General features: G+C 70.1%; 12 protein-coding genes. 9 read left to right on the top strand and 3 right to left on the bottom strand.

Annotated features, from left to right (window positions below):
• Window positions 1-3: 3 nt before the first annotated feature.
• From ACIRPH_RS29915 to ACIRPH_RS29890, 6 genes are all read left to right on the top strand, one after another.
• Complete coding sequence (locus tag ACIRPH_RS29915) at window positions 4-333, top strand: hypothetical protein (protein ID WP_402920349.1); 330 nt, start codon at window positions 4-6, stop codon at window positions 331-333.
• 8 nt (window positions 334-341) lie between these two features.
• Entirely contained in the window at window positions 342-686 is a 345-nt protein-coding gene (locus tag ACIRPH_RS29910) for a hypothetical protein (RefSeq protein WP_402920346.1), read from the top strand.
• Between the two features lie 60 nt (window positions 687-746).
• Window positions 747-1487, top strand: a complete 741-nt coding sequence (locus ACIRPH_RS29905; RefSeq protein ID WP_402920343.1) for an N-acetylmuramoyl-L-alanine amidase — start codon at window positions 747-749, stop codon at window positions 1485-1487.
• Window positions 1488-1522: 35 nt separating this feature from the next.
• Window positions 1523-1714 (top strand): hypothetical protein, encoded by a 192-nt coding sequence (locus ACIRPH_RS29900; RefSeq protein ID WP_402920340.1) that lies wholly within the window; start codon window positions 1523-1525, stop codon window positions 1712-1714.
• 1918 nt (window positions 1715-3632) lie between these two features.
• Complete coding sequence (locus ACIRPH_RS29895; protein WP_402920337.1) at window positions 3633-4523, top strand: helix-turn-helix domain-containing protein; 891 nt, start codon at window positions 3633-3635, stop codon at window positions 4521-4523.
• Complete coding sequence (locus ACIRPH_RS29890) at window positions 4513-4692, top strand: DUF397 domain-containing protein (protein WP_402920334.1); 180 nt, start codon at window positions 4513-4515, stop codon at window positions 4690-4692. The genes ACIRPH_RS29895 and ACIRPH_RS29890 overlap by 11 nt, the downstream gene beginning before the upstream one ends.
• A gap of 550 nt (window positions 4693-5242) precedes the next feature.
• On the opposite strand, the gene ACIRPH_RS29885 is transcribed toward ACIRPH_RS29890, so the two are convergent.
• A complete protein-coding gene (locus ACIRPH_RS29885) occupies window positions 5243-5764 on the bottom strand; it encodes a lytic polysaccharide monooxygenase auxiliary activity family 9 protein (protein WP_402920331.1) in 522 nt (173 codons plus the stop codon).
• A gap of 566 nt (window positions 5765-6330) precedes the next feature.
• Here ACIRPH_RS29885 and ACIRPH_RS29880 point away from each other — a divergent pair.
• Complete coding sequence (locus ACIRPH_RS29880) at window positions 6331-7386, top strand: DUF4037 domain-containing protein (RefSeq protein WP_402920328.1); 1056 nt, start codon at window positions 6331-6333, stop codon at window positions 7384-7386.
• A 117-nt stretch (window positions 7387-7503) separates the two neighbouring features.
• A complete protein-coding gene (locus ACIRPH_RS29875) occupies window positions 7504-8319 on the top strand; it encodes an oxygenase MpaB family protein (RefSeq protein ID WP_402920325.1) in 816 nt (271 codons plus the stop codon).
• Here the strand turns inward: ACIRPH_RS29875 and ACIRPH_RS29870 are convergent.
• Window positions 8312-11299: a BTAD domain-containing putative transcriptional regulator gene (locus tag ACIRPH_RS29870; RefSeq protein ID WP_402920323.1), complete on the bottom strand. Its 2988-nt coding sequence runs from the start codon at window positions 11297-11299 to the stop codon at window positions 8312-8314. The two genes, ACIRPH_RS29875 and ACIRPH_RS29870, sit on opposite strands and share 8 nt — an antisense overlap.
• A 129-nt stretch (window positions 11300-11428) precedes the next feature.
• On the bottom strand, window positions 11429-11599 hold the full coding sequence (locus ACIRPH_RS29865; RefSeq protein ID WP_402920574.1) for a hypothetical protein: 171 nt from the start codon (window positions 11597-11599) through the stop codon (window positions 11429-11431).
• 848 nt (window positions 11600-12447) lie between these two features.
• On the opposite strand from ACIRPH_RS29865, the gene ACIRPH_RS29860 reads away from it, so the two are divergent.
• On the top strand, window positions 12448-12960 hold the full coding sequence (locus tag ACIRPH_RS29860; RefSeq protein WP_402920566.1) for an NUDIX hydrolase: 513 nt from the start codon (window positions 12448-12450) through the stop codon (window positions 12958-12960).
• The last annotated feature ends 183 nt before the right edge of the window (window positions 12961-13143 follow it).

Raw genomic sequence — 13143 nt, 5'->3', positions numbered from 1 at the left:
CCCGTGCACCTATGGCGCGCAGGCGAGATCATCACCGCCGACAAGCTGACCCCGCGCATCCTGTCGGGCGCTGAGTACATGGACTTCCCCACGCCCGTCCCCAGCGCCACGAACCCGCAGTACTACCGCGGCGAACGCCGGGTGACCTTCCCGAACGGGTTCTTCACCGTCGAACCCCAGGTACTCACCACCGCACGCACCAACGCGCCCGGCGTCTTCCTCGAAGTCAGCTACCAGTCGAAGAGCCTGACCGGCTTCACGATCCACGTCGCACGCCAGACCGTCACGCAGACGTGGGTCGACTGGGTCGCGATCCAAGTTCCGGACCTGTAGGGGGTCGCGTGAACGAGAACGACCCCCAGTACCGGCACCTCGGCGAGCTGCTGTCCCTGATGCGCGAAGAGATGCACCGAGGATTCGCCGGCCTGAAAGACGACCTCGCCGCGCGCGTGAGCGTCGACGTGTACGCGGCCGAGCAACGGCTGATCGAACAGCGTCTCGGCGAGCTCGCCGGCGACGTCGCCGAGCTGCGCACCGAGACCGAACGTGCCGAGCAGCAGCGCGAAAACGACCGGCGCACCGACGACGAGCGCCGCGCGGCCGACCGGCGCATGGTCTGGGCCGCGATCCTCGGCGCCGGCCTGTCCCTGGCCGTGGCGCTGCTCTCGGCCGCGCTGCTGTCCTGAACCACTTCACCCCGCCTCGGCCGATCGGCCGAGGCTTTCGCATGTCAGGAGGACGCTCACATGGTCGATATCGTCTCGCGCTCCGATTGGGGGGCGAGGGCACCACGCAACCGGCAGACCGTCGGTTGGGGCAGCCGGACCGAGGTGACGCTGCACTACTCCGAAGGGCCGACCTCGCAGTCGGTGCGCTCGATCCAGAACTTCCACATGGACGTCAGGAAGTGGAGCGACATCGGTTACAACTTGCTCGTCGACGAGGCCGGAGTCGCCTACGAGGGGCGCGGCTGGAACACGCTCGGCGCACATGCGGCACCGCGCAACGTTCAGGGCGTCGGGATCTGCTTCATCGGCCGAGACGGCATGACCCCCGCCGCGAAGAGAACCGTCGTCGAGCTCTACGACGAGGCGTGCGCGAAGGCCGGCCGGACTCTAGCGCGCAAGGGACACCGAGACGTCAGCTCGACGAGCTGCCCGGGCGCCAACAACTACGCCTGGTGGACCTCACCGGACTTTCGAGACATCGCAGGAACCAACACCGAAGGGAACGATCCGTTGATCGGACTGCGCAAGGGCAGCAAGGGTGAGGGCGTCAAGGCGCTGCAGGTACTGATCGAGAACGCCGGCGTGAAGCTGACCCGGTACGGCGTCGACGGCGGCTATGGCGACGAGACCGCCGAGGGGCTGCGCAAGGTGCGCGCCTCGGTCGGTTCCGAGGCCAAGCGGGGTTACGGCGACGAGGTCACCGGTTGGGCGTACGCGCAGCTCATGACCGCCGTCGCCCGCAAGCAGGGCGGCAAGTAGCCGTGGTTCACCGTCGATACGAGAAGGGAGTCAGGATGTCGCGCATCGAAACCAAGGTCACCGCTTCGACGGCGGGCGCTGCGGCCGTCACCGTGATCGTCTTCCTCGCCGGCCTGCTCGGCGTCGAGGTTCCGGCCGAAGTGGCAGCCGCGGCCGTCACCCTCGTCGCCGCTGCGGCAGGGTGGCTCGCCCCGCACACGCCGCGTCCGGCGCCGTCGAGCTCATGAGTACGGCCCGGACCTCGTCGAGGTCCGGGCCGCTCACTCACCCCAGGTACCGCGAGGTACCGATTCCAGAATCGTCCGATCGGCGCTGCGGCTCCACGACAACTTCACAGGCTGTGGATAACTCCGCCCCGCCCGGGTTCTGCCCGAGGCGGGGCGGCTTCGTCGTGTCGGTGTCTAGTGTGGGATGCCGACGGGAGGTTCATTCCTGGACAGGTAGAGGGGTTGGGCCCCCGGGGTCGCGCCCCCGGGGGCCCGTGCCCGACTGGCGCACTGTCGGGCGTCGCCGCCCCGCCCCCCTTTTCGTGGGGCGGCGTCTGGTGCCCGCGCGCCCGGGGCGACTCACCGGGCGCACGGGGGTCTGTGGTGGTGCCCGCTATCGGGGGCGAGCACCACCTCGGCCGACGTGTCGGTGTCGGCCGTCCGCGCCCGGCAAGGGGAATCGTCGGGCGCGGAGTTCTCAGGCGTAGGCCAGTTCAGCGGCGCGTTGGCGCGCCTCGTGGGCCCTGTAGTGGCCCCTGACGATCTCGGCCGGGGGGTAGAGGGCTTGCGCCTGGACTACGGGGACGTAGTCGGAAGGGACGGGAGCAAGCGCCAGTGTTCCCCGGGGGGCGCTGGAGGCTTGGGCCACGACGGGAATGCGCGCCGCGTAGCGGCGAACGCGGTCCGCTCGCGCTTCTTCCCAGAGGTCTCGCCGGAGACGCCGAGGGGCAGCATGCAGCCCCCGGGACCCTCGTACGAGACGAACGAGCATGGACAGGAATTCGATAAGCTCGCGCATGGCGACGCTCCTTCACAGCGTTGTCCAACCCCCGGACGCCTGATCCGCGTCGCGGGGATCTTTCTTGGGTTCGGTCTAGGTCTGTCCGCAGGGCGTCCGCGAGTCCAGCGCGACCCTCGGGGGGTCAGAGTCGGATTGCGGCATATCGGGGCCCGGCCTTCCGATCCGTGAGCTCTGGCACAAGTCGGCGAGCGATCCCGTCCTCGTCTCCCATGGCCCCTACGACCACCGGACGCCCCGGGACGTCCGGGTCTTCCCGGGTCCACTGGCCACCCGCTACGCGGAGTGTGAGTCTGTGGGGACCCCACCAGACGTCGATGGCGATCGCCTCGACCCTGTCGTGCGCCCCGCATCCCCGGTATCGGAATGCACTCCTGAGACGGTGCTTAGCCATCTCTTCCCGTGGTGTCATGGCACCGACCTCTCTGACGCGATGGGGAGCGGCCAGCGGTGCGCATGCCGGGACCGCCGCGGAAGTGGAACGCGGTCTGGCGGAGACGGCTCCGGGGCGGGGGGCTCTGGCGGTCGTGGCTGTGCCTGGATCATCAGGCGCCGCCATGCCTCCGCCTCTCCCGTGTCTCGCCGGTGAATCGGGGCCGGGCGATCATCCGACTCGTCTTGGCTGTTGCCGTTGGGGCAGGTCGTGTGTGACAGGTGGCCGTTGCGTTCCGTGTGGTTGCACTCCGGACACATCCAGGGGGACGCGACCGGGGCCGAATCGCTGCTCACGTCGCACCCTTTTTCAGGTCGTCCGCTACGGCACGAGCCACGGACCACTCCATGCCTTCCGGGTGGAGTGGAACAAGGTCCTGCCCAGCGTGCCGACGAAACCATCGGCGACCAACAAGAACCAGGACTACAGAGCGCTTCCCGAGCCACGCGGAGACGTGCCCTGGAAGCGGCCCAGCCTCGGCATGGATGTTGTGCTTCGTTTGGAGGAAAGTCACAAGGTCTGACGGTGGAGATGACCGGGACTGCTTGAGAGCGCGAGCCATGAAGGCAACTCCCTGTGACGGGGCGACAGCTTGTGGTGGTGCTAGTTTCCCGTCGCTAGCTTCAAAAAACAAGTCGTTTTCTGAAACTTCGCTAAGCGACTTGGATTCCAGGACGGCCGTCTCGGCTTGTGGCATCCTGTGGGCCATGGCAAACAGGCGCACAACGGCCCCAACAGCCCCGACAGTCGCCCGCTGGTTGCTCGCCAAGGAACTTCGTCGACTCCGTGGCGACAGGCAGTTCACGGCCGTCGTCAAGGCGGTCAAAACGCAACCTTCGTCCTTGGCTCGCTGGGAGTCCGGACGCGCGGACGGCCAGGTTCCGAGCGCAAACAGCCTCGATAGGTTGCTCAACCACTACGACGTGTCGCCAGACGAGGCGACACGGCTGATGGAACTGCGCACCGTTGCCAAGACGGCCGGCTGGTGGCAGAGCCACGAGGTCGAGAAGCACTACGGCACGCTCATCGGACTTGAAGCAGCAGCCTCCGAAATGTCCAGTTATGAAGTCCAGTTGATCCCTGGGCTTCTCCAGACAGAGGAGTACGCCCGGTCGGTCATCACGTCCGGGGCCGCCTCATGGCGCGGCACAGACGAGGAGATAGAAGACCTCGTTCAGGTACGCATGCGACGACAAGCAGACTGGACGGAACGCGGAACGCCGCACCTGTGGGCCATAGTCGGAGAGGCTGCGATCCGGCAAGCGGTCGGAGGTCCCTCCGTCATGCATGACCAACTTGCACGCCTTCTAGACTTGTCCCGCAAGCACACCCGCCTCACCCTGCAAGTTCTCCCGTACTCCGCCGGAAGCCATACAGCCATGGAGATGGCCTGTTTTGCGGTCCTGGACGTGGAGGATGCGGGACTGTCCACCGTGTACGTAGAGGGACCGACCGCCAACTTGTTCTTGGACTCCCCGGAAGACGTCACGCGCTACAGGCGAATCTTCGAGCATCTACGCAAGTCCGCCCTTGGCACGTCGGACACCCGGGCCCTTGTGGCCCATGTAATGGAAGGCTTCACCCATCATGAATCTTGAGTTCCGCCGCTCGTCCTACTCCGGGAGCCAGGGCAACTGTGTTGAGGTGGCAGACGCCGCTGCGCTCCACGCTGTCCGGGACTCCAAGACGCCGGAACAGGCCCCGTTGACCTTCGGGCGGGACGAGTGGGGGCGGTTCTTGGACGACCTGAAAAACGGTGTCGTCTAGACCAACGCTTCGAGGGCCCTGGGGACACACCCCAGGGCCCTCAGTAGTGAACGACCGTGTTGCGCCGGCCTCTCGCCGACTGGTCCAGGTTCCGACAGTCCTGGACTCCCAGAGGACGTCAGCAAGCACCCGTCGGGCGTGCACGATCGTGCACCATGGGCTGTCTACTCCGCGCGACATACCAGGTCAACGGGTTACGCCTCGAAACAGAGAACCCCAGGCCAGAGGGGGTACACCCTGCCTGACCTGGGGTTCTTCATACGTTCGGGACGAAGAGGTCGTGGGTTCAAATCCCGCCACCCCGACCAGCACGAAGGCCGGTCCTACGGGACCGGCCTTCGTCGTGTCGGGGGCCGAACGGGGGGCCACGGAACACACGGGACCGACGCGGCCTGCGTGTCCCTGCTCGGAGGCGCGCCGGGCTCCCGCTCCCCCTGGGAGCCGGGCGGGTTCCACACGGACGTCCACGCCCCGGACCGCCCGGCCCCGGGCACGGGACGGGCCCCGGTCCGGCCGTGGCCGGGCCCGGGGCCCCGTGCAGCCGCTCGTGCTAGCTGCGGATGTTGACGTCGACGCAGGAGTAGAAGGCCATGGGGGTGTCGGCGACGTTCCACACGGCGAGGACCTTCTGGCGCCCGTTGTAGCCGGACAGGTCCACGTTGTGGCGGACGGTCGACGGCGGGCGGGCGCCGTTGTCGTTGAAGCTGGCGACGCGCTGGCCCCCGACGAAGTACTCCCACGTGGCGGTGGAGTGCATGGCGGTGAGGGTCCAGGTGAAGGTCAGGTTCGTACCGACCTCGGTGACGTTCCAGCCGAGGCTGTCGTCCCTGAGCTCGGCGAACCTGCTGTTGCCGCCCGCACAGTCGGTGAGGCCCTTGGGGCCCTCGACGCTCTGCGGCTCCCACTGGATGTCACCGCACTCGACGACGCCGGCGGCGCACTGCGCCTGGCGGCTGGCGGGGGCGGAGACGTATCCGTGTGCGCTGGCGGTGCCGGCGGGCATGAGGGTGAAGAGCAGCGCGGTGGCGGCGGCGACGGCCGAGGCGGAGCGGATTCTGTTGCGGGTCTTCATGGGGGCCCTTCTCTTCGGGTCACGAGCCCCTGCCGGCCCTGCGGCCGGTCGGGTCTCGTAGCGGGGGTGACCCGGACCGTCTCCGGTCCAGGGGGCGGAGGGCGTCCACGAGGGCTCGGATATTCCCTGCGAACGTCGGACAGTGCTGTCCTGGAGACCCCGGGCGTCCCCGGAATGTCCTCTCCAACCGTTGCGGAAGACGGTAAGCACCCCGTAACCGGACGTCAAGACTCCTGTTACGAGGGGGTACGGCGTCCCACCCGTACCGCCGATACCGCCCATTCGGTCCGGTCGCGGACTGGTCCTGCCGCCGTCCCCGCGGCACACGAGCCATGAACTGGAAAGATACTTAACAGAATGGGGCCGCGGTCTGCCGCGTCACGGCTATACCAATGTCCCCAGGTAGGACGATCAGCACCAGACCTGTCCTTGCAGACATATTTTTCTTACCCCGCCCCACGAGCCCCTCTCGCCCCGTGCCGGGACGGGCCCCGCGTCGGCCGGCAGGCGACGGATCCAGCCGAATTCCGTGGCCGCCACGGCGGCGCCGGTCTAGGCTCGCCGGCATGCCGCCAGCCTTCCTTCCCGGCCTCGACCTGTCCCGCGCCCTGTACTCGGAGGCGGTCGCCCCACTGCTCCGCGCCGAGCACCCGGACCTCCCGTACTGCGCCGCTCTGGTGGGTTCCGGCTCGGAGGTCCTCGGACTGGACACCGAGCGCTCCACCGACCACGGCTGGGGACCGCGCCTCCAGCTCTTCGTCTCCGACCCCGACTCCAGGCCCCGGGTGCTGGAACTGCTCGAGGACCGCCTCCCCGAGCGGGTGCGCGGCTGGCCCGTCCGGTTCGCCCCCGGCGACGGCCCTCCGCAGACATGGCTCCCGGACGCCGACCACCCCGGCGGGCGCCACCGGGTGGAGGTCGTCGACCCCGGCGCCTGGTTCGGCGAGCACCTGGGCTTCGACCCCCGTTCCGGGGTGTCCGTCGCCGACTGGCTCGCCACCCCCACCCAGCGGTTGGCCGAGGTGGTGGGCGGCGCCGTCTTCCACGACTCGGCGGGTGACATCACACGGTCCCGGCAGGCGCTGGGCTGGTACCCGGACGACGTGTGGAGGTACGTGCTGGCCTGCCAGTGGCAGCGGATCGCCCAGGAGGAGGCGTTCGTCGGCCGCTGCGCCGAGGTGGGCGACGGGCTCGGCGCGCGGGTGGTGGCCGCACGCCTGGTCCGCGACCTCATGCGGCTGGTCCTGCTGCTCGCCCGGGACTACCCGCCGTACCCGAAGTGGCTGGGCAGCGCCTTCTCCCGGCTTCCCGACACGGCCGGACTCACCCCGCTCCTGGCCAGGGGGCTGGACGCGGACCCCGTGGCGCTCGCCGACGCCTGCGCCCTGGTCGGCGAGCGGCAGAACCGGACAGGTCTCGCCGAGCGCCTGGACACCCGCCCCCGCCCCTTCCACGACCGCCCCTGGCCCGTGCTCGACGCCGCCCGGTTCGCCACCGCGCTGTCGGCACGGGTGGCGGACGCGGAGCTCGCGGACCGGCCGCTGGTGGGAGCGGTCGACCAGCTCGTGGACAACACCGACGCCCTGACCAGCCCCGGGGTGTTCCGCTCGCTGGGCCCCTGAACGGCGTGCACGCGCCCGCCCGCCCCGCCGCCCCGACCGCGGCCCCGGACGTACCGCCGGGCGACCGGACGCGCGTTCCGCGGAGGGCGCGCGGCCCGTTGCCGTACCATCCGAGGCATGGGCCGACCACCCGAAGAAACACCCCTGCGCCGGGCCGGCGGGGAGGCGTGCGCCCTCGGCGGCGCGGGCTACGCCGTGCTGCTCCAGATCGCCCACCCCAGCGTCGCCCGGGGGGTCCACGACCACAGCGACTTCGCCTCCCGGCCGTTCGCCCGCCTGCTCGGCACGCTCTACTTCGTGTACGGCACGATCTACGGCACCGAGGAGGAGAAGCGGCGCCTGCACGCCATCGTGCGCGCCATGCACCGGAAGGTGACCGGTCCCGGTTACCGGGCGCTCGACCACGACCTCCTGCTGTGGGTGGCCGCCACCCTGTTCCACTCCTCGGCCCGGCTGAACGCGATGGTGTTCGGCGAGTTCGGCGCGGAGGAGTACGCCGCCTTCCTGCGCGAGGCGTCGGCGTTCGCCACCGCGCTGGGCCTGCCGGAGGAGGAGTGGCCCGCCACACCGGCCGAGTTCGACGCCTACTGGGAGGCCGGCATGCGCAGCCTCCGCGTGGGCGAGGAGGCACGGAGCATCACCCGGGAGCTCTTCCACCCCGCCTCCGCGCCCCTGCGCCCGCTGATGAGGGCCCAGCTGCTGCTGACCGGAGGGCTGCTCCCCCCGGACCTGCGCGAGCAGTTCCGTATCCCGTGGTCGGAGGCGCGGCAGCGCCGCTTCGACCGGGTCGTGCGGGTGACCCGGGCGGTGTACCCCCGGGTGCCCCGGCCCGTGCGCTTCCTGCCCGTCACCCTGTCCCTGTGGTCCATGCGCCGCAGCGGCGGGTGGCTGAGGCCGCGCCGTGCGCGGGGGCTCCGGAGGACCGTCAGCTGAGGGTCTCGGAGAGGGCGGCGAGGGCCTCCCTGGCCTGCTCCGCCCCGGGCAGGCCCAGCTGCGTGAAGATCTCCTCGGCCTCCCGGAGGAGCGTGTGGGCCCGGTCCGGGTCCACCGCGGGGGCGGGCAGCCCGCCCAGGGCGAGGGCGGCGCAGGCGATCGTGTGCGTCTCGTTCCTGTCGACGGCGACGGCCCGTGCCCTCTCCAGCTCGACGGCCGCCTCCTCCGACCGGCCCGCGACCGCGTAGGTGACGCCGAGGTCGTGGAGGATCTCGGCGTCGCCGCTGTGGTCGCCGGACTTCTCCGCGAGGGCCAGGGCCTCCGTGTGGGACGCGATCGCCTCGTCCCAGCACTCCGCCGCCCGGTACGCCCGGCCGAGGGAGTTGCGGACGAAGATCTGGTGGGCGACCAGGCGCAGCCGCAGGGAGAGCTCGAGCGCCTCGTTGAGGTCCCGGAAGGCGAGTTCCAGTTCGCCCAGCCCGGTCCGGGCCTCCCCGATCACGCGTTTGGCCACCACCCGCGTCTCGGCCTGGTCCGCCTCCACCGACTTGAGGATCGCCTGCTCGGCGCAGCGAATCGCCTCCCGGTGCTCCCCGAGGGTCTCGCGCAGCACGGCCAGGTTCCCCCACTGGAGGGCCTCGATCCGGTCGTTGCCGAGCTCCGACGCGTAGTCGAGGACCCCCTGGATGGCCGCGGCCGAGTCCGCGAAGCGGCCCATCCGCTCGTAGACCATGCCGAGGTTGCCCAGGGCGCGGATGATGCCTCTCCGGTCCCCCACCGACTCCAGCAGGCCGTGCGCCTCGGTGAGGTAGGCCATGGCCTCCTCGAAGCGCCCGGAGATGTAGTGGGCGATCCCCAGGCCGATGAGGGTCACGGCACGGCCGCGCTGGTTGCCCTGCTTGCTGTTGATCTGGAGAGCGCGCTCGTGCGAGCTGACCAGCAGGCCCATCTCACCGTGGAGGGCGTAGAAGCGCCACACGGCCTCGGCCATCTTCCAGGCGCGGTCCTCGTTGTCCTTGGAGGCGTAGTACTCGATGGTGTCGGCGAGGTTCTCCTGGTGGAGGGAGAACCAGCCCTCCGCGTCCTCCCGGCCGCCGAGGTCGGTGCGGTATCCGGGGCGCTCGTCCTCGGCCGCGTCCCGCACGCGCGGCCCCAGCAGGGAGGCCGCGTGCTGCGCCGTCACCAGGTAGTACTCGGCCAGGCGGGCCCTGGACCGGTCCGCCGCGGCCCCGTCGAACTCCGACGTCGCCCTGTCCAGGGCGAACTCCCTGATCAGGTCGTGCATCCGGTAGACGTCGCCCTGGGGTTCGTCGAGCAGGCACATCCCGACGAGTTCCTGGAGGATGTCGTCGGCGTCCTCCACCGTCATGTCCAGGAGCGCGGAGGCCCCCGCCAGGTCGATGGTGCTCCCGATCATCAGGCCCAGGGTGAGGAAGGCGTGGCGCTGGCCGGGGTTGAGGCTCTGGTAGGAGAGGTCGATGGCGGCCTCGACGCTCTGGCCCTCGACCTGGAGCTCGCGGAACTTGCGGTTCTGCTCGCCCAGCCTCCTCGCCACGTGCACGAAGGACCACTTCGGTCGGCTGAGCATGCGGCCGGCGATGACCCTGAGCGCCAGGGGGAGGCCCCCGCAGATACGGACGATCTCCCGGGCCTGCTCCGGCTCGCGCCGGACGCGCTCCTCGCCCAGGATGCGGCCGAAGAGTTCCAGCGACGACTCCTCGTCGAACATGCCGAGGGAGAGGAACCGGGCGCCGCTGAGACCGGAGAGCTCGTTGCGGGTGGTGATCAGCGTGAGGGCCCCCGGCGAGGACAGCAGCAGGGGGCTGACCTGCGCGTAGCTCGCCGCGTTGTCCAGGATGAGCAGCGCCTTGCGGCCCATGAGGGTCGCCCGCCAGAGGGCCGACCGCTCGTCGAGCGACTCGGGCACCGCCTCAGGCTCGACGCCGACCGCGCGCAGGAGGGCTCCCAGGGCCGAGGAGGGGTCCAGGGGCTCCTTGTTCGAGGTGTAGCCGTACAGGTCGAGGAACAGTTGGCCGTCGGTATAACGTTTCGCGGCTTCGTAACCGAAACGGACCGCGGTGGTGGTCTTCCCCTCGCCGCCGGCCCCGGTGATGACGCAGACCTTGGCCCTGCCGTCGCCGGTGACGGCCATCTCCTCGAGCTGGCGCAGGGGTCCCTGCCGCCCGGTGAAGTCGGGGAGGTCGCGGGGGAGGTCGTTGCGGACCAGGTAACGAAACCCCGATTCCGTTGGCGCTCCGGCCGCCGGCTCCTCCCGGGCGGCGTCCTCCTGGAGGATCCGGGCGTGGAGGGCGGTGAGCTCGGGGCCCGGGTCGACCCCCAGCTCGTCGGCCAGCCGGGAGCGGAACTCCTCGTAGACGGCGAGCGCCCTGGCCCGCTCGTTGTCCCGCCACAGGGCGGTGATGAGCAGGTGGTGCAGGCGCTCGCGGAACGGCTCCTCGCTGACCAGGGGGGTCAGACGGGAGGCCACCTCCGCGTGGCGGCCGAGCTCCAGGGAGCAGGTCGCCCAGCCGACGACGGCCGACCACCGCTCCTCGCGCAGGGGGGCGACCACGGAGTAGTCGAGGTACTCGGAACCGACCCCGGAGAAGGGCACCCCGCGCCAGCACGCGAGGGCGCGGTCGAGCAGATCGGCCCTCTCCCGCGGTTCGGCCTTGGCAGCGGCGTCCCGGAGTCCCCGGAACCGGTGCAGGTCGACCGCGTCGGGGTCCACGTCCAGGGCGTAGCCGCCCGAGGTGGTGGCGATGCTGTCGGGGAGGATGCGTCGGAGGTGGGAGATCTGGACCTGGATGACCGAGCGCGCGGTACGCGGCGGATCGTCGCTCCACAGGTAGCCGATCAGCTGGTCGACGGTGACCTCACGCCCGAGGTGGACCAGCAGGGCGCCCAGTACACAGCGCTGGCGCGGACCACCGACCGGTATCGGTCGGCCGCCGGACCAGACGGTGATGGGGCCAAGCACGCCGAATTCCACAAGCAGCAACCCTAGCAAGCGACATTGCGGAAAAACGGGATGCGGACATGCCAACGGCTCCGAGTACCCCCCTCCACCCAGGTACTCGGAGTGACCGCTGGACCACCCTGCCGGACGCTACTCTTCCTGGCTGGGCTTTTCCTGCTCGGGAGCACTCTCTGCAGGCTTCTGCTCGACCGGGGTCCTCTGCTCGGGGTCCGGCTCGCGCAACGGATTCATCCTCGCGGCGGGAATCGCGTCGGCGATGATCGCCTCGAACCGCTCGTCCACGGTCAACATCTCCGGCACTCGAACTCCTCTTCTCACCGCACTCGTGTAGAGCCGCAACGTGGCCCTACGTCGCCTGTGGGGCATCAAACGGACTCACCGCCCTCCGGCGGACCGGCCACCCGCGGCGAGTCCCGCCTCAGAACACACCACGGGTGGCATGTGTCCAACGAACGTCGCGCTGGTAGGCGACCATGAGCCGTCCTCTCATGGAGGCCTTCGCGTCGAACGAGTTCCACACTAGAGAGATCCTCTTCCACCGCGCTTTCAGTCTTCTTTCAGCGCCGGAACCGGTTCGGCGTCGACCGTTGTTCGCGTGCCGTCCACTCTTACCCCGTCGCACCGGCTTCTCACCACCGCCCGACCGGTCGTGGACCGCCGACACAGGGCAGAGGCCCCGACACCGCGGCGTCATGGCAGGTGGGAGCTCCCCGCCCCGGGGGTGGAAGGGAGCCCGCCTCCCACGGGAAACCCCGCGGCTCCCCCGACACATCCGCGTCACCGCACCCTTGTCGAAAAGCCTGAAAAAGCAAAAAACCCCGCACGGAAGGCGATACCGCATCCGTATATGCCACCGGTTTCCCGATAACGGCGCCGCACCATTCGTCGCCCCCGGCGTCGGCCCTCGCACACGCGCCTCGCGAGCCGCCGCGACAGTGCTCCGTAACCCGGCTCCCTCCCCCGCCTGAGCCGTCCGCCCGGGCGGCGGCGCACGGGATCCGCCCCGTCCGGCGGAGAAGTGCTGCGAAGGCCTCCGAGCGGGCCATAGGTTCGGAGGAGCACGGGCATGATCGCCCGTGTCCGATCGTTGTGCACGGGAGGACGGACGTCACCCGTGGTCCGGAAGGGAAGCCGATGTGGAGGACGTGATGCTGGAGGGCGACGGAAACGGCTGGGTCAGCCTGCCCGACGGTTCCCGGCGGTGGGGGGTGTACGGCGCGGCCGGCCTGCTGCTGTACACCACCGACGTGGCCGGAACCGGCCACGTGCTGCTCCAGCACCGGGCCGGGTGGACGCACATGGGCGGGACCTGGGGCATCCCCGGAGGCGCCAGGAACAGGGACGAGACGCCGCTGGAGGCCGCCGTCCGGGAATTCCGGGAGGAGATCGCCGGCGACCTGGGGGAGTACACCCTCGTGGGCGTCCACGAACAGGACCTCCAGGTGTGGCGCTACGACACGTTCCTGGCAAGGGTCGCGGAGATGACGCCGTTCCGGCCGGGCAACACCGAGAGCGAGGAGGTCCGGTGGGTCCCGGTGGACCGCCTGGAGGCGCTGCCCCTGCTGCCCGCGTTCCGCACCGCCTGGCCCCGGTTGTCCGCGGACCTGTCCGCGTCCGCCGACGGGAGCCCCGGCGGTCCGGGCACTTCCGCGACCGGCTGATCGTTTCCCCTCCGAGGGAGTCCCGTCACCCGACGCCCTCACGGCCGCGGACCCGGCGATGTGCCGGAGCGCGGACTCGGGGGTAAGTCAGGGACGGGCCCTGATGCGCAGGGAGCCCCGAGGTTGCATGCTGGAGCGGACGGCCCGTCGAAGAGCGGTCGTCACGCGATTCGACTGGAGCAG

It is taken from the genome of Nocardiopsis sp. NPDC101807 (genome assembly GCF_044766605.1).
Lineage (GTDB): Bacteria > Actinomycetota > Actinomycetes > Streptosporangiales > Streptosporangiaceae > Nocardiopsis > Nocardiopsis tropica.
The sequence above is the reverse complement of the archived record's forward strand: the minus strand, read 5'-3'. Positions and strand labels throughout refer to the sequence as shown.